Below are 15,650 nucleotides of genomic sequence, written 5' to 3'. Positions count from 1 at the left end.
TGTGAACGACGCGGCGCGGCCCGGGCGGCCGGTAATGTCGCGCAGGTGATCGGTGAGCAGGGCCGCCCGCAGATCCCCGGTGTCACCGGGCTGGTGTGGATCGGCAGCGGCGGCTTCGGTGAGGTGTGGAGCGGCTACCAGGAAAATCTGGATCGGCAGGTCGCGGTCAAGGTGCTCCGGGTGCACCGGCTCGACCGCAAGGCGCTCAGCGGCTTCGACCGGGAGACCAAGCTGATGGGCCGGCTCGCCTCGATGAACCGGAACGCTCTGGCGGTGCACGCCAAGGGGGTCCTCGACGACGGCCGCCCCTATCTGATCATGGAATTCTGCCCCGGCGGGACGATCGCCGCGGCCGGGGCCCTGCCGATCCCGCAGGTCGTCGCCCACGGTGCCAAGATCGCGGCCGCGCTCGCGGTGGTTCACTCGCTCGACATCGTGCACCGTGACGTGAAGCCCGAGAACATCCTGCTGCGGCACGACGGCGAGCCGGTGCTGGCCGACTTCGGCCTGTCCATCCGCCCCAGCCTCGATCAGAGCTACGGCCTGGACGCCTTCTCCCCGATGTACGCGGCCCCCGAGACCCTGCAGAACGCCGAGTACGGCCCAGCCACCGACATGTACTCGCTCGGCGCCACGCTCTACGCCCTGATCGACGGGGAACCACCCTTCCGGTACGGCCCGAACGAGGCCGCCATGGGCTTCCTGAGCCGGGTCGTGCACGAGCAGCCGCCGCCCCTGCGTCGCGCCGGTGTGCCGGACGCCCTGCGCGAGCTGGTGTTCCGGCTGCTCGGCAAGGACCCGGCCGGGCGCCCGGCGGCCACCGACGTGGCCCGCGCCCTGAGCGCGATGGCGGTCGCGCCGACCGGGCTCCTCGACGAGACCCGCCCTCGCGCCCGGCGCCCGGACCACATCCCGCCCGGTGCCACCCCGCCCACGGCCGGCCCGACGCACACGGGCCCCGTCCATCCCGGCGCGGCGCACGCCGGCCCCGCCCAACCCGGCCATCCGGCCCCGCCCTACGCGGGACCCGACCCGGCGCACGTCGGCCACGGTTTCGCCGACCCGACCACCTCGCGCCCGGCCGTCGACGATCCCGCCCTCGTCGCCGCGACGATCCACCGGCCGGTCCCGGCCCGGCCCAAGAGCCGGTCGGGCCTGGTCATCGGCGCCGGCGTGGCCGCGCTCGTCCTGGTCGCGGGCGGCGTCACCGGCTGGGCCGTGCTGCGTGACGACACCACAACGACGCCGCCCGGCAGCCCCAGCGCTCCGGCGAGCACGGCCGGCGCGTCCGCCGCCCCCGAGGTGGTCCTGGCCGTGCCGGTCGACCACGGCGACACGGTCGACCTGACCTGGACCGGCGCGGACGGCCTCTCGTACGCCGTGATCGTCGGCGCTCAGGGCGAGAAGGCCACCGCCGAGTTCGCCGGCCGCACCACCAAACGCACCGTACAGGTGCGACCGGCCACGCCGTACTGCTTCCTGATCCAGGCCACCCGCGGCGGCACCCCGGTGGAGAGCAACGTCCAGGCGATCCGCGGCGCGGTCTGCCGGTTCTGATCCGCTCATCGGCGGGGCCGGCGCAGGCTGCGCACGGTCAGCGCGGCCCGCGCCCGATGCCGCAGCGGCCCCTTGGCCAGCGCCGATCGCATCGACCGGACCTCACGCCAGGCGTCGCCGGCCGCCTCGGCCGGTGCCGCGCCGCCCGACCACAGCGCCCGGTCGGCGCACGCGCCCAGCCGCGCCAGGGCCTGCCGGCCCTCGGCCGGCACGGGCACCACCTCGGCCAGTTCGCGCAGCGTGGCCCCGACCGGCACCTCCAGGCCGTGATCGATGAGCCGGTCGCGGGCCTCGGCGCAGGCCCCGGCCACGGCCGCGGCGGGTTCGCCGGCCCGGCGGCGGCGACGGCGCGCGACCTTGGCCAGCGGCACCCCGACCGGCCAGGCCAGCAACAGCACGAGGACCGCGGCGGCGACCGCGAGCAACCCGGCGTGGTCGCTTTCCGGCGGGGGCGGCAGCACCTGGTCGCGAGGCTCGTCCGGCTCGGTGTCACCGGTGCCGCCCGTGGCCGGGTCCGGAGCCTTGCGGGCCTGCTCGACCGCGCCGGCCATGCCACCCTTGTCGGTGGCGGCGGTGCCGGCCTGCGCGGTCGGATCGAGCGGCACCCAGCCGGCCCCGGCCACGTGCACCTCGGGCCAGGCGAGCGCGTCGGCGCCGGTCACGGTGTAGGAGCCGTCGGCCCCGGCCGACGCCGGTTGCCGGTACCCGACGACGAGCCGGGCCGGGATTCCGGCGCTGCGGGCCAGGACGACGTACGCGGCCGCGAACTGCTCGCTGGTGCCGCGCTTGCTGGTCCGCAGGAAGTAGTCGAGTTGCGCGTACCCGTGGCCGGTGGGCAGACTGGTGCCGGTCGCGACCCGGTAGTTCTGCCGCATCCACTTCTCCAGGGCGAGCGCACTGTGGAAGGTCGGCGCCGCGTCGCCGGTCACCTTGGCGGCCAGCTGCCGGATGCTCTCGGGCAGCCCGGCCGGCGGGCCCGACTCCGGTCCGGCCACCAGCCCGGCCGCGGTGAGCTGCTCCGGCGTCACCCGCGGCTCGGCCCAGGTGACCTCGTAACGGTCGGCCGCCCCGTCGGCGACCACGGTCCCGGTGGCGTCGTCGATCAGGGCGCCAGCCCCGGTGAGCGCGACCGGATGACCGGGCGTGGGCAGCCACGGGCCGGACGCACCGGCGTCCAGTCGCACCGTCGCGGTGTGCTCGGTCGCCGCCGGCGCATCCGTCCCGGCCCGGAGCCCGAGCGGCCGGTAGCGGGCCGACGACGTCCAGGCCTGGCCGTCGAAGCGGTCGAGAACGACCAGCGGCCAGCGGGTCACCGGCGCGTCGGTCCGGTCGTGGAAGACCACCGCCTCGGGCTCGCTGAGCCGGTCGGCGATCTGGTCGAGCGGGTTCACGGCGGCACCGCGCCGCGGGTCGTTCTCCTGCTCGTGGTGCACCGTGACCGCGTCGTCGGCGGCCGGCCGCGCGGCCCAGGCGGCGGTACCGGCCGCGAGGACGGCCACCACGGCGACGGCCACGCCGGCGAGATCGCGGCGGGACGGCCGCAGCAGCATCAGCGCCGCGCACATCGCGTAGCCGAGACCGGCGGCCAGGGCCGTGGTGCCGGCGGTGGCCGAGAACAGCTGGGCCAGGCCGCCGAGGGCGAGGCCGGGGAGGATCGCGGCCAGTGGCGGCCCGGAACGCAGCAGTTCGACCGCGACGACGGCGGCGAGCAGGGTCAGCAGCGGAACGAACAGCATCAGTTCCGGATCCGGGCGGGCCGGCCAGGTCGACGCCAAGGTGAGTTGCCAGCCCTGGGTGACGGCGGTGCGTACGGTCGTCATCGGGTCGTCGACGCCGCGCAGGGTGAGCACCGCCAGCCCGGCCAGGGCGAGCACCAGGGCCAGCGGAGCCCGCCAGGCCCGCGCCCCGGGCCGGCCGGCGCTGAGCTGGTCGGCGAGCAGCACCGGCAGCGCGCTCACGGCCAGGGCGGGCAGCAGGGCGGAGATCGTGAACACCGGGGCGAACAGCGCCCCGCCGAGGGCGGCGGCGGCCACCGCGCCCAGACCGGCGGTCCGGCCGGTCACGACAGCAGCGGCGCGCCGGCGGTCAGGCCCCAGTCCGGCGGTCCGGCTGGTCACGACAGCACCGCCGCGCAGGTGGTCAGGGCGTCGACGGCGGACTTCGCGCGTACCAGAGCGGGGTGTGCGGGCCCGGCGGCGGAGAGGTCGACCGCCACGAAGGTCGCGAAGCGGCGGCGCAGCCGGCCGAGCGCGGCCACGTCCCCAGCCGCCGCGGCCCCGGTCAGCAGCACCACCCGCACCGCGTCGCGTTCCTGGCCGAGGGCCTGGAACGGTGCCTCCACCACCCCGTCGACCTGCTGCACGTCGCAGAACCAGGCGGCCATCGGCTCGGGCCGGATCGCGGTGTCCACCCCGGACGCCACGGCGGCGCTGACCCGCACCTCGTGCCCGGCGTGTCCAGCCGCCGTGGCCAGCGACGCCGCGACCTCGACGGCCTCCTCGAACTCGTCCGGGGACAGCACCGAACCCCGGTCGTCGAGCAGCACGACCAGGCGCGGCCGGTGCGGGTCGGTGAACTCGCGGACCATCAGCTGGCCGGTGCGGGCGGTGGACTTCCAGTGCACGTGCCGGGGCTCGTCGCCGACCACGTACTCGCGCAGGGAACGGAACTCGGTCGACCCGCGGAACGCGGTCTGCGCGGCCGGGCCGCCGAAGCCGTGACCGACACCGCCGGCACCGACACGCACCGGGTGAGTGCGCGGGCGGACCGCGACCGTCCGGGCCTCACCGGCCTCGACCGTTCGCCGGAGCAGCCCGAGAGGATCCTCGCGGAGCAGGCGCAGCGGACCGAGCCGCAGCCGTCCCCGCCGCGAGGTGGGCAGGTCGTACGTGCGCGGCGCCGACGCCCCGGCGGCCAGCGCGGGCAGGTCCACCTCGATCGCCAGGTCGGCGCCGAGCCGGTCGGCCGCCCGCAACGATCCCAGCCGGCGCCGGCCGGTGTTGCGTACGACCAAGCGGGCCAGAGCCGGCTCGCCGCGCTCGACCTCCTCCGGGTGCACATCGCGCCGGACCGCGATCCGCACCGGCCGTGCGACGGTGACCACCGCGGCGACCAGCCCGCCCAGCGCGGCCCCGCCGAGCAGCCGCAGGATCGGCAGGTCGGCGACCACACCGAGGGCGACCAGGGCCACGGCGGCGACGGCGACGACAATTCCCCGAGCGGTCGGACGCATGTCAGACGCGCGCCCGGGCCACGGCGGTGACACCCATGCCCGGCACCGGCACGGACGCCAGCACCTCGGCCAGGACCTCCTCGGTGCCGCGGCGGCGCAGCTCGGCCTCGGGCTTGAGGATCAGCCGGTGGGCGAGCACGGGCGCGGCCACCTGCTTGATGTCGTCGGGGGTGACGTACTCGCGGCCGTAGGTGGCGGCGAACGCCCGGGCGGCCCGGATCAGCGCGACCGAGCCGCGGGGGCTGGCCCCGAGGGTGAGGTCGTCGTGCCGCCTGGTCGCGGCGGCCAGGTTCACGGCGTACCCGGCCAGCGCCTCGTCGATGTGGATCCGCCGCACCGCCGCGATCACGCCGCGCAGGGCGTCGAGGCCCAGGACCGGCCGCAACTGCTCCGGACCGACGCCGGCGGCCTCGTCCAGCAGCACGCGGATCTCGGCCGCCGGGTCGGGGTAGCCGACGCTCAGGCGCATGAGGAACCGGTCGAGCTGCGCCTCGGGCAGCCGGTAGGTGCCCTCCATGTCGATCGGGTTCTGGGTGGCCACCACCATGAACGGCCGGGGCACCGCACAGCGCTCCGAGTCGACGGTGACGGTACGTTCCTCCATCACCTCGAGCAGGGCGGCCTGGGTCTTCGGCGTTCCGCGGTTGATCTCGTCGGCCAGCACCACGTTGGCGAAGACGCCGCCCGGGTGGAATTCGAAGCGATTCTCGCCCTGGTGGTAGACCATCACGCCGGTGACGTCGCTGGGCAGCAGGTCGGGCGTGAACTGGATGCGGCGCAGCTTGCCGTCGACCGAGGCGGCGAGGCTGCGGGCCAGGGTCGTCTTGCCGAGCCCGGGTACGTCCTCGACCAGCACGTGGCCCTCGCTGAACAGGCAGACCACAGCCAGCCGGACCAGGCCGGGCTTGCCGTGCAGGACCTGCTGGATGTTGCGGGCGACGCGTTCGTACGCCTCACCGGGGCTGATCTGGTTCACTGCGTGTCCTCTCACCAGGTGAGGTGGTTCGATTCGAAGCCGCCGACCGTGACCCAGACGGCCCGGCCGGGGAAGCCGTAGTAGCACCGCCCGCTGGTCACGGTGAGGCTGCCGGACCCGTCGGTCGACTGGGTCCAGTGGTAGTAACCGCCCTCCTCGGTCGGTGCGCGGCAGGTGATCGTGTAGCTGGTCGAGGCGGGCAGGTTGCGGGCCGACACGACCACCCAGGCACAGGCCGAGGAGGTGCAGTCGGCGGCCGTGTGCCGGGCGCCCTTGGAGACGGTCACGGTCGGCGCCTCGTTGGTGTGCACGCCGCGGTGCTCGCTCACCCGGCCCAGCCCGAAACTGTTGCCCGGCTGCACGTACACGTCGTAGTCGGTGCCGTAGGCGAGCCCGCCGATCGGGATGTCCTGGGTGCCCGAACAGCCACCCGACCAGACCTGCGTCCCGTTGAAGATGAGCTGGCAGGTGACGGCGCCGCTGGACCGCTCGTCCACGGCGACGCGCACGGTCACCGTACGGTCGCCGGTCAGCGTGACGCTCTCCAGAGCCACCGACGGGACGGTGCCCGGCTTGGCCGACGCGGTCGCGGTGGCGCCCTCCACCGTGGTCGGCGAGGTCTTGCCCCGGGTGACCGCCCGGACCGTGACCGTGTACTCGCGGCCGTTGGTCAGCCCGGTGAACTCGGCCGACCGATCCGTCGTGGTCCGGTCCAGGTCACCGGCGATCACGTAGTGGACCAGGTCGCCGCCGCCCAGGTCCGGCTCGGCCCAGGTCAGCTTGACGGTGCCGTCGGAGACCTCGGCCTTCAGGTCGCCGGGCGCTCCGGCCGGTGCGTAGGCCGCCGCCGGTTCGCTCGCCGCCGACGCCGCGCTGGTCAGCCCGAGGTCGTTGGTCGCGGTCACGGTGAAGGTGTACGGAACGCCGGCGGTGAGGGTCACGGTGGCCGAGGTTCCGGTGGGGCTGGCCACGACCTGCGATCCGCCGCCCGATCCGGCCGTCACGGTGTAGCCGGTGATCGCGTGTCCCTGCCCGTTCGCGGCCGCCCAGGACACCGCGATGGTGCCGTCGGTCCCCGCGGTCGCGGTCACCCGCTCCGGTGCCGAGGGCACGTCGGCGCTGGGCATCACCGGCGCCGACGTGCCGGGCGGTCCGGCGCCGACGCCGTTGCGGGCGATGACGGTGAACACGTACGTGGTCCCGTTGGTCAGCCCCGGCACGACCGCCGTGCGGGTGCGTCCGGACACCGACGTGCTTCCGGCCGGTGCGGTGCCGCCGGCTTCGACCCAGCTGATGTCGTACGCGGTGAGGGCCGACCCGTTCGCGGCGGCCGCCTGCCAGGCAACGGTGGCCTGAGCGTCCCCGGGCTGGGCGGTGACCCGGCCGGGTGCGCCTGGCGCCTTGGCCGGCGTCTTCGGTGGCCGGTTGGTCTTGGGCCCGTTGCCACCGGGCCGGTTGGTCTTCGGCGGTTTCGTGCCACTCTTGGGTTCGTCGCCCTTGTCGTTGCTTCCGTCGTTGTTCGACGGCGGCCGGACCGGGTCCGGTGCCTCGTCGGTGTTCTGCGGCCGGGGTCGCGTGGGCACGTCGGTGCCGCCGACGGTGACCCTGGTGACCTGGCCGTCCGTGTCGACGACGAGGCTGTGCGCGCCGTCGGCGTCGTCGACGTAGACCCGGCCGTCGCCGGACCGGGTCAGCCGCACGTCGGCCGCGGGTGGCGCGACAGCGGTCGAGCGGCGGCCGGTGCCGTCGGTTCGGAAGGTCATCAGGCGGGCGTGCGCGGTGTCGAGCACGGACACCGAGCGGTCGGTCGCGACCGGGCTGCGGAAGGTGCCGGCGCCCAGGTCGACGCTGATCGCACCGGCGGCTTTGGCGCCACCACGGGCGACCCAGGACGTGTCGGCCAGCACCAACCGGCGACCGGCCAGGACCGGCAGTCGCCCGGCGGCGTCGTTCGAGGCCACCTCGGCCGCGCCGGGCGCGCCGTCCATCACCCGTACCGCCGCGCCGAGGTCGTTCCCGGTGAGCATGGCGAGGGTGCCGGCGACCGGGTCGAGCAGCCCGACCCGGTCGTTGACGACGGTGAGCGCGGAGGGCCCGGCGGCGGAGTTCCGGCCGCCGCAGCGGAAACGCTGGGCGGTGACATCGAGCGAGCAGACAGCGCCGGTGTCGGAGCGGCGTACCCAGACGGTGCCGTCACTGGTCGCCACGGCCGAGGTCACCGGCCCTCCGACCTGCACGGTCAGCGCCGGGATGCCGAGCCGGACGAGGCTGCCGGCGGTCCGGTAGACGAGGTACGGCCCGCCCGGGACCTCGAGGGCGATCGGCTGCTCGCCCGGCCCGGTGGTGACGGCGCCGGACACGGTCAGGTCCGACTTGCCGAATCCGACGATCTGGGTGCCGTCGACCACGAAGCCGTACTTGTCGCCCTGCACGACCAGGCCACCGTTGGCGATACCGGGCGCCGCCACCTTGGCGTCGACGTCCTTGGCGCCGCCGTGGATGTGGAAGATCGTCTTCAGCCGTTTGTTGAGCACCCAGTGCCCCGCCTGCAGGAAGTTCAGCGCCTTGGCCGGGACCGAGGGCGCGAACACCACCGGGACGGTGACGACGGCGAGCACGAGCACGATGGCGAGTGCCCCGCCGACGCGTCCACGGGTGAGCCAGGCTGGCATCGTCCTCCGTTCCGATGGGCCTCAGGTGCGGTCGGTGTCAGCGTGCGGTGGGCCCGGAACTCCGAATCGCCCCGAAAAACTAACGACGACACCATGCGCGAAGGATCGGCCGTCCGTGCCGGACCTTGGGGCCGTCGGGCGCGGCCGGGGTCGGCCCGGCCGACTACCAACGGGTGAAAAAATCAGACGATCATCCGTCGTCCGGCGACTCAGGGGATGGTGTTCAGCACGGCCCAGGTGTTCGGCCGGCCGGGCCGACGTCGTTGAGGCCGCGTCGGCGCTGGAAGTCATTGAGCACCGTCTCGATGCGCGACCGCACCGACCGTCAGCGCAGTTCGGCGCGATTGCGGTCGGTGGCGGCGCGGATGGTGGGGTAGCCGACGGCGATCATCAGGCCGATCGTCACCCAGACGTAGGCGTTGCTGCCCGGGAAGGACAGCCAGCCGAACGGCTTGTCCCACCACAGCCAGACCAGGCTGCTGCTCATCAGCGCGACCGCGCCGAGCACCGCGGCCAGCCGGCGGGGGCGGTCCAGCGACTGCTCGATCAGCAGGAACAGCGCCGGCAGCAGCCACACCAGGTGGTGCACCCAGGTGATCGGGCTGATCAGGCAGGCGACCATGCCGGTCAGCGCGAAACCGGTGCGGTGGTCGGCGTTGCGGGCCGTCCACCACCAGAAGGCCAGGACCAGGGCGACCAGGGCGAGCCAGGCCGTCTCGGGGGCCTGGAGGCGGGCGATCACGCCGTGCAGCGACTGGTTCGAGACGTACTCGGTCCTGCCCACGCGCTGGGTGTCCCACAGGGCCTGGGTCCAGAAGGTGCGGGACTCGTCCGGGGCGACCAGCAGGGTGATCAGGGTGGCGCCGGCCGCGGTGCCGACGGCGGTGGCGGCGGCGCGGTACTGGCGGCGGATGATCAGGTAGCCGATGAAGACCGCGGGGGTCAGTTTGATCGCGGCGGCCAGGCCGACGCCCCAGCCGGAGAGGCGGTTGTTCTCCAGGTTGCGCAGGTCGGCGCCGACCAGCACGAGCAGGACCAGGTTGATCTGGCCGTAGCTGAAGGTGTCGCGGGACGGTTCGAAGAGCAGGAAGGCCAGAAAGACGAGGGGTACGACGGACCAGGCGGTCCACCCCCGCGAGCGCAGGGCCGGCAATACGTACCAGCGCATCAGCAGCCCGACCATGGCCGCGTTGACGACGAGGCCGGCGGCCACCGCCACCGGCCAGGACGTCCAGGCCAGGGGCGCGAACACGATCGCGGCGAACGGTGGATAGGTGAAGCCGTACTCGGTGCCCTGGTAGCGGTACCGGTAGAGGTCACCGTCGTGCAGCAGCCACGACTGCACCGCCCCGCGGTAGACGCCGAGGTCGAAGAAGTGCCGGAAGGTCGGGATGGTGGCCAGGAAGACGCCGACCGCGAGGGTCGCCCCGATCACGATGGCCCATTGGCGACGGTTGGTCATCGGGTGCCCCGAGCCAGTCGCAGCGAGGGCAGTGCCGCTCCCAGGCGTACCGTCGTGAAGGTCGCCATGCCGATCACCGCGCCCAGCGTGGCCAACAGAAATTCCTTCGTGTCGGGGGCGAAGCCGTCCGGCAGGACGGCCAGGACGAGCACCACCGACACCCCGGCCAGAACCTTGGTGACGCGGCGGTCGGTGGTGGCCGCGGCCAGCGGGGCCAGACCCCAGATCAGATACCAGGGGCGCAGCGCCGGGCCGAAGACGACCACCGCGGTGAGTACGATGCCCAGCCCGTAGACCTCTCCGAGGCGGGCCCGGTACGTCCACACCAGCGCCGCCACGATCAGCGTGGCCAGCAGACCGGCCCAGCGCCACACGTCCCGGGCCAGCGTGGCGCTGATCTCGCCCTCCAGCAGGTGGGCCGTCACGCGGCCGAGCCCGCTGGTCAGCGACCAGTTCTGCGGCGACATCGGGGTCTGCAGAGCGCCGATCCAGCCGTACCCGGTGCCGGCCGCCGCGGTGATCAGAGCGGTCGCCGCACCCGCCGTGCCGGTGACCGCGGCCACGGCCCGGACCCGGCGTACCCGTCCCTTCATCTGGTGCGCCCAGATCGCGGCGACCGCGGCCAGGCCCAGCACGGCCGGTGCCTTGACCAGCGCGGCCGCCACGACCAGGACGGTGGCCGCGACCGGGTGGCGGCGGACCGCGGCGGCCAGGCCGGCGGCGAGCAGGCCGACCATCAACGCGTCGTTGTGCGCGCCGCCGACGAAGTGGATCACGGTGAGCGGGTTGAGCACGACCAGCCAGGCCGCGGCGGTGGGCCGTACGCCGGCCGCCTGAGCCAGGGTCTGCACCGAGACCGCGAGCAGGGCCAGGCCGCCCACCGCGACCAGCCGCATCGCGACCACGCCGAGGAGCAGGTGCTCGGCCAGCGGGGGAGCGATCAGCTTGGCCACGATCAGGAACACCGGGCCGTACGGGCTGGGGGTGTGCTGCCAGATCTCCGGTACCTGGTCGGCGATCACGCCACCGAGCACGGACGGGCCGAAGTGGTAGACGTCGATCCCGGCGTCGACCATCTGTCCCTGGGCGAGGTAGCTGTACACGTCGCGGCTGAACACCGGCGGCGTGAACAGCAACGGCGCGCTCCACAGGGCGAGAGTGCGCCAGATGCCGTCCGCTGCCCCGGCACCGCCCTTGTCGCGGCTGAAGGCTGAGTTGAGAGCCCCGGTGCGTCCGTACCACCACCAGCCCAGGACGAGCAGGGCCAGCCCGCAGTAGACGGCGACCAGGCCGATCCGCGCGTTGGTGCCGCCGGCGAAGAACGGGATGCCGACCGGGAGGGCACCGGCGCCGAGGCCGCCCGCCGCGATCAGGACGGAGCCGCCGAACCCGGTTGCCCGGGACAGGGCGACGTGATCTCTGCGCACTGAGAGATCTTTGCCATCAATCGTGGCGATTGGTGAACCATTGCATGACGCGCAGGTGCATCTGCTGTCACGATGGGGCCTCGGCCGGACATGGAGTACATGTGAGCGCGACTCCCGGCGATGAAGCCCGGTTCCGAATACTGTACGCGGACAACTTTCCGTTGCTGCTCGCGTACGCGCTGCGCCGGGTCGAGCAGCCCGACGACGCGGCCGACGTGGTCGCCGAGACCTTCCTGGTCGCCTGGCGTCGAAGCCGTGAGCTGCCGCCCGAGCCCGAGGTCAGGCTCTGGCTCTACGGTGTCGCCCGGCGCGTGCTGGCCAACTTCCACCGGGGCGGGGTTCGTCGCGAACGGCTGGGCGAGCGTCTGCGGGAACGGCTGACCGCGGTGTTCGCCGCCGACCCGGGTGTCGAGGTGCCGGAACGCCTGGCCGTGCGGGCGGCCCTGGCCCGGCTGAGTGAGCCCGATCGCGAGGTTCTGATGTTGACCGCCTGGGAGGGGTTGGAGCCGCGCGAGGTGGCCACCGTTCTCGGGGTGAGCGCCGCGGCGGTGCGTACCCGTCTCTCCCGGGCCCGTTCCCGGCTCCGCGAAATGACCGGTGACGATGCCCGTCCGGCCGGACATGTACTGGATGTCCTGACCACACCCGCCCCGAAGGAGGCCCGATGACCGACGAGCAGATCGATCGGATGGTTCGCCAGGCCGATCCTGTTCCCGAGGCCGGCCGGCTCGCCGGTCGCCTCGACGGGGCGGAGCAGCATCTCCTGGAGGAGATCATGTCCGAGCCTCAACCGCGTCGCGGCGTGTTCCGGCGCGCCACGTTCACCCTGGCCGCCGCGGCCGTGCTGATCACCGTCGTCGCGGTCTCGCTGGCGTTCCGGTCGCAGCCCTCGCACCCGGCCGCGATCGTGCCACCGGCGGCCGTGCCCGAGCGGAAGGCCCAGGCCATGACCCCGGCGGCGTGGATGAAGCTGGCCGAGAACAGCCCGCGACTGCTGATCGACGCGCCCGGCTGGAAGGTGACCAACGCGTACGGCTTCGCCGACCAGAACGGCACCCTGGCTTTCGCCAACAACAAGCAGACGTTCGAGATGAACTGGTATCCGGCGAAGGACTACCAGGGCTACCGCACCGACCGCGACCATGTGAGCGCGCCGCGACCGGCCACGGTGGACGGTTGGCCGGGCAAGACCGTCACCTATTCCGACAACGACTTCGCGACCATGCTCGAGCCGCGCAAGGGTGTCTTCGTCGAGGTGCGGGCCCAGGGCGTCGCCGGTCGGGCGGCCTACGAGGAGCTGCTCACCCGGGTCAAGCAGGTCGACGTGAAGACCTGGCTGGCCGCCCTGCCGCCGGAGATCGTCACCCCGGACAAGGCTCCGGCGGCGGCGGCCAAGCTGCTGGCCGACATCCCGCTGCCGCCCGGGTTCGACCCCAAGAAGATCGCGTACGAGGGCACCAACGATCCGTACCAGTTCGGCGCCCGGGTCACCTCGGAGGTCGGTTGCCGCTGGATCGAGGAGTGGGACCGGGCCCGCACGGCCGGCGACAAGAATGCTCGGGACCGGGCCGCCGCCGCTCTGAAGGGCAGCCACCACTGGAAGGTCCTCAATGACATGAACGCCCTGGGGGACTGGCCCGAGGTGTTCTGGGACTACTCGGACAAGATCGCCGGCGGCGAGCTGCCCCGGGACTACAAGGCGGGACTGGGCTGCGGTACCACCTGGTAAGACGAGCAACACATTGAATAGTATCGATCCCTATGGAGGAGTTCGCGGGCCGGTTGGCGCGGTGGCGCCGGCTGCGCGGGCTGACCCAGGAACGGCTGGCCGACGCCTCCGGTCTGAGCGTCCGCGGGATCCGTGAACTGGAACGCGGCCGGGGGCGGGCACCCCGGCCGCGTACCGCCGCCCTGCTGGCCGAGGCCCTCCGGCTGGCCGGCGCCGACCGCGCCGAGTTCCTCGCCCTCGCCACCCGGGTCCCGCCCGACGCCGGACCGGCGCCACCGGGCGAGCTCCCACCCGCGATCAACGACCTGACCGGCCGCGACGGCGAACTGGCCCGGCTCGCCGCGCTCGCGTCGCCCGCCGTCAACGTCCGCCGCCCCGGCCCGGCCGTCGTGGTCGTGCACGGCCTGACCGGCGTCGGCACGACCAGCCTCGCGATCAGCGCCGGCCACCGGCTCCGCGGCGGCTTCCCCGACGGTCAGCTCTTCATCGACCTGCTCGGCGGCACGCCGAAACCACTCGACCCGGCCGTCGCGCTCGGCCGGTTCCTGCGCTCGCTGGGCCTGCCCGACGAGCAGATCCCACCGACCCGGGCCGGCCGGATCGCGCTCTACCGGACAGTCACCCACGACCGGCGGCTGATCGTGGTGCTCGACAACGCCGCCGACGAACGCCAGGTGCGCTCCCTTCGACCCGTTGGCGGCGGGTCGTTCGTGCTGGTCACCAGCCATCGGCCACTGGCCGGGCTGGAGGCGGTGGAGCGGCTGGCGCTGGGCCCGCTGACCCACCCGGCCGGCCGCGCGCTGCTGCGAATCATCGTCGGGCCCCGCGCGGTCAGCGAACCGGACGCCGTCGCCGAACTCGCGTACCTCTGCGGGAACCTGCCTCTGGCCCTGCGGATCGCCGGCAACCGTCTGGCCAGCCGCCCGTCCTGGAGCGTGGCCAGAGCGGTGGGTCAACTTCGCGACGAGGGTACGCGGCTGAGCACGCTGACCGCCGGCGACCAGAGCATGGCGGCCGCCCTGGCCGTCCCGTACGGCCGGCTGAGCCCGGCGGCGGCCCTCGCCCTGCGCCGCTGCGCCGTGCTCGCCCCCGCCGACCTCGACGCCGCCCGGGCCGCGCTCACCACCGGCCTGCCCGAGCCGTGCGCCACGGCGGCGCTGGAGGAATTGGTGGACTTCGGCCTGTTGTGTCCGGCCGGAGAGCGTTATCACTACCCCGACCTGGTTCGCCTGTTCGCCGCCGAGCAGCCGCCCGGCTGGGTCCTTCCCCGCGCCGTGACACCGGTGACCGGCACCTCCGGTTATGCCGGTCAAGTGCCTGGTCCGGGTGTTGATCCGGTGGTCAGCTGAGGTCCATCCCCAGCCGAACCTCGAAAGGCATCCCCATGAAGAGACGCCTTGCCGCCGCCGTCGGCATCGCCAGCGCCCTCGCGCTCGTCGTCGCCGTTCCCCCCGCCGCCGCCCTTCCCCCAGCCGGCGCCGCCGCTCCCGACCGGACGGTCCCGGCCGTCCAGTTCCCCGAGCGTTACCAGAAGCAGATTCCGCTGCAGAAGGCCGCGAGCGCGATCCGCGGCGAGATCGAGCGCGGCGGATACGCGGCCGGATACGCCGGCGTCGAACTCGCCGACGACCACGTGGTGCTCTGGTGGAAGGGCGCGCTGCCGGCCACCATGGCCGACGTCGTCGCCGCGGCCCGGGCCGGCGCACCGGTCACCGTCAGCGCCGCCGCGCACTCGCTGGCCGAGCTGCGGGCCGCCGGTTCCTCGCTCCGCGGGAAGGTGCCGGGCGCCCGGGTCAAGTACGCGGTCGACGGCAGCAAGGTGGTGCTGGCCGTGGCCTCGGCGTCGGCGCTGAAGAGCACCCCGAAGGCCGACGTGCCGGTGTCCGTCGAGGTCACCGGGGCGAAGGTGGAGACCAGCCGCCGTGACGACTGGGCGCCCTGGATCGGCGGCGCCGACGCGATCATCGGCAACGCCCGCTGCACCGGCGGATTCGCCGTCCGCAACGGCGCCAACCAGCAGTTCCTGCTGCTGGCCGGGCACTGCGGCGACAACGGCAACCAGGTCCGCGACGGCGTCGGCGAGACGATCGGCACCTTTACCGGCGACAACCCGACCCACGACCTCGCCCTGGTGTCCACCGGCTCGGTCGACAACCAGATGTACGTGGGCGGACTGGACAGCAACGCGATCCTCAACGTCGACGGCTGGGACTGGGTCTTCGCCGGCGAATACCTCTGCCAGTCCGGTGGCTCCTCGGCCCGGGACATCGGCGGGCCGGTCTGCAACCTGCGGGTCGAGAAGTTCAACACCGACCCGGGCGACGCGGTCGAGGCGCGGCAGGTCGACGGTCAGGTGGCGGTGCGTGGCGGCGACAGCGGCGGCCCGGTCTACTCCGGCTCGGCCGGCGGCGGCGCCATCGCCAAGGGCATCAACCAATACACGTACGTCGGCAACAACAACATCCTGGGCTTCCAGGACTTCGGCACGGCCACCCGCGACTACGGCATCTGGATCGCGGACTGAGTTTTGTCACACCCGGACGCTAACGTTCGCGACACCGGTGCCGGCGGCTTTCGTCCGGCACCGGTGTTGTC

10 protein-coding genes and 1 pseudogene are annotated in these 15,650 nt (G+C 73.6%); 5 read left to right on the top strand and 6 right to left on the bottom strand.

What is annotated here, in order from left to right:
* The first annotated feature begins 45 nt into the window (after positions 1-45).
* Entirely contained in the window at positions 46-1,557 is a 1,512-nt protein-coding gene (locus ACGFIO_RS22135; RefSeq protein WP_392828180.1) for a protein kinase, read from the top strand.
* A 5-nt stretch (positions 1,558-1,562) separates the two neighbouring features.
* On the opposite strand, the gene ACGFIO_RS22130 is transcribed toward ACGFIO_RS22135, so the two are convergent.
* From ACGFIO_RS22130 to mptB, 6 genes and pseudogenes are all read right to left on the bottom strand, one after another.
* Positions 1,563-3,674: a transglutaminaseTgpA domain-containing protein gene (locus tag ACGFIO_RS22130; protein ID WP_392828179.1), complete on the bottom strand. Its 2,112-nt coding sequence runs from the start codon at positions 3,672-3,674 to the stop codon at positions 1,563-1,565.
* On the bottom strand, positions 3,671-4,789 hold the full coding sequence (locus ACGFIO_RS22125) for a DUF58 domain-containing protein (RefSeq protein ID WP_392828178.1): 1,119 nt from the start codon (positions 4,787-4,789) through the stop codon (positions 3,671-3,673). Before ACGFIO_RS22125 ends, ACGFIO_RS22130 begins: the two co-directional genes overlap by 4 nt.
* A 1-nt stretch (position 4,790) precedes the next feature.
* Positions 4,791-5,765 (bottom strand): AAA family ATPase, encoded by a 975-nt coding sequence (locus ACGFIO_RS22120; protein WP_392828177.1) that lies wholly within the window; start codon positions 5,763-5,765, stop codon positions 4,791-4,793.
* A gap of 11 nt (positions 5,766-5,776) precedes the next feature.
* A complete protein-coding gene (locus ACGFIO_RS22115) occupies positions 5,777-8,437 on the bottom strand; it encodes a fibronectin type III domain-containing protein (RefSeq protein ID WP_392828176.1) in 2,661 nt (886 codons plus the stop codon).
* 325 nt (positions 8,438-8,762) lie between these two features.
* Positions 8,763-9,899: a glycosyltransferase 87 family protein gene (locus ACGFIO_RS22110; protein ID WP_392828175.1), complete on the bottom strand. Its 1,137-nt coding sequence runs from the start codon at positions 9,897-9,899 to the stop codon at positions 8,763-8,765.
* Positions 9,896-11,380: pseudogene (mptB, locus tag ACGFIO_RS22105) on the bottom strand (polyprenol phosphomannose-dependent alpha 1,6 mannosyltransferase MptB); the annotation flags it as partial. The gene ACGFIO_RS22110 and the pseudogene mptB, both read right to left, overlap by 4 nt.
* Positions 11,381-11,427: 47 nt before the next feature.
* On the opposite strand from mptB, the gene ACGFIO_RS22100 reads away from it, so the two are divergent.
* The 4 genes from ACGFIO_RS22100 to ACGFIO_RS22085 are packed head-to-tail and all read left to right on the top strand — an operon-like array spanning position 11,428 to position 15,579.
* On the top strand, positions 11,428-11,994 hold the full coding sequence (locus tag ACGFIO_RS22100) for an RNA polymerase sigma factor (RefSeq protein ID WP_392828174.1): 567 nt from the start codon (positions 11,428-11,430) through the stop codon (positions 11,992-11,994).
* Complete coding sequence (locus tag ACGFIO_RS22095) at positions 11,991-13,055, top strand: hypothetical protein (RefSeq protein ID WP_392828173.1); 1,065 nt, start codon at positions 11,991-11,993, stop codon at positions 13,053-13,055. The genes ACGFIO_RS22100 and ACGFIO_RS22095 overlap by 4 nt, the downstream gene beginning before the upstream one ends.
* 32 nt (positions 13,056-13,087) lie before the next feature.
* A complete protein-coding gene (locus ACGFIO_RS22090) occupies positions 13,088-14,404 on the top strand; it encodes a helix-turn-helix domain-containing protein (RefSeq protein ID WP_392828172.1) in 1,317 nt (438 codons plus the stop codon).
* A 35-nt stretch (positions 14,405-14,439) separates the two neighbouring features.
* Positions 14,440-15,579, top strand: a complete 1,140-nt coding sequence (locus ACGFIO_RS22085) for a peptidase (protein WP_392828171.1) — start codon at positions 14,440-14,442, stop codon at positions 15,577-15,579.
* Positions 15,580-15,650 lie beyond the last annotated feature (71 nt).

The organism is Actinoplanes sp. NPDC049265, assembly GCF_043197135.1.
Taxonomy (GTDB): Bacteria; Actinomycetota; Actinomycetes; order Mycobacteriales; family Micromonosporaceae; genus Actinoplanes.
Note: the sequence above shows the minus strand (reverse complement) of the source record. Positions and strands in the feature narration are given on the sequence as shown.

What these genes read in the sequence shown, in the direction of transcription:
- ACGFIO_RS22125 (WP_392828178.1), bottom strand. Translation starts at nt 4,789, where the DNA reads ATGCGTCCGACCGCTCGGGGAATTGTCGTCGCCGTCGCCGCCGTGGCC.
- ACGFIO_RS22115 (WP_392828176.1), bottom strand. Translation starts at nt 8,437, where the DNA reads ATGCCAGCCTGGCTCACCCGTGGACGCGTCGGCGGGGCACTCGCCATC.
- ACGFIO_RS22110 (WP_392828175.1), bottom strand. Translation starts at nt 9,899, where the DNA reads ATGACCAACCGTCGCCAATGGGCCATCGTGATCGGGGCGACCCTCGCG.
- ACGFIO_RS22095 (WP_392828173.1), top strand. Translation starts at nt 11,991, where the DNA reads ATGACCGACGAGCAGATCGATCGGATGGTTCGCCAGGCCGATCCTGTT.
- ACGFIO_RS22090 (WP_392828172.1), top strand. Translation starts at nt 13,088, where the DNA reads ATGGAGGAGTTCGCGGGCCGGTTGGCGCGGTGGCGCCGGCTGCGCGGG.
- ACGFIO_RS22085 (WP_392828171.1), top strand. Translation starts at nt 14,440, where the DNA reads ATGAAGAGACGCCTTGCCGCCGCCGTCGGCATCGCCAGCGCCCTCGCG.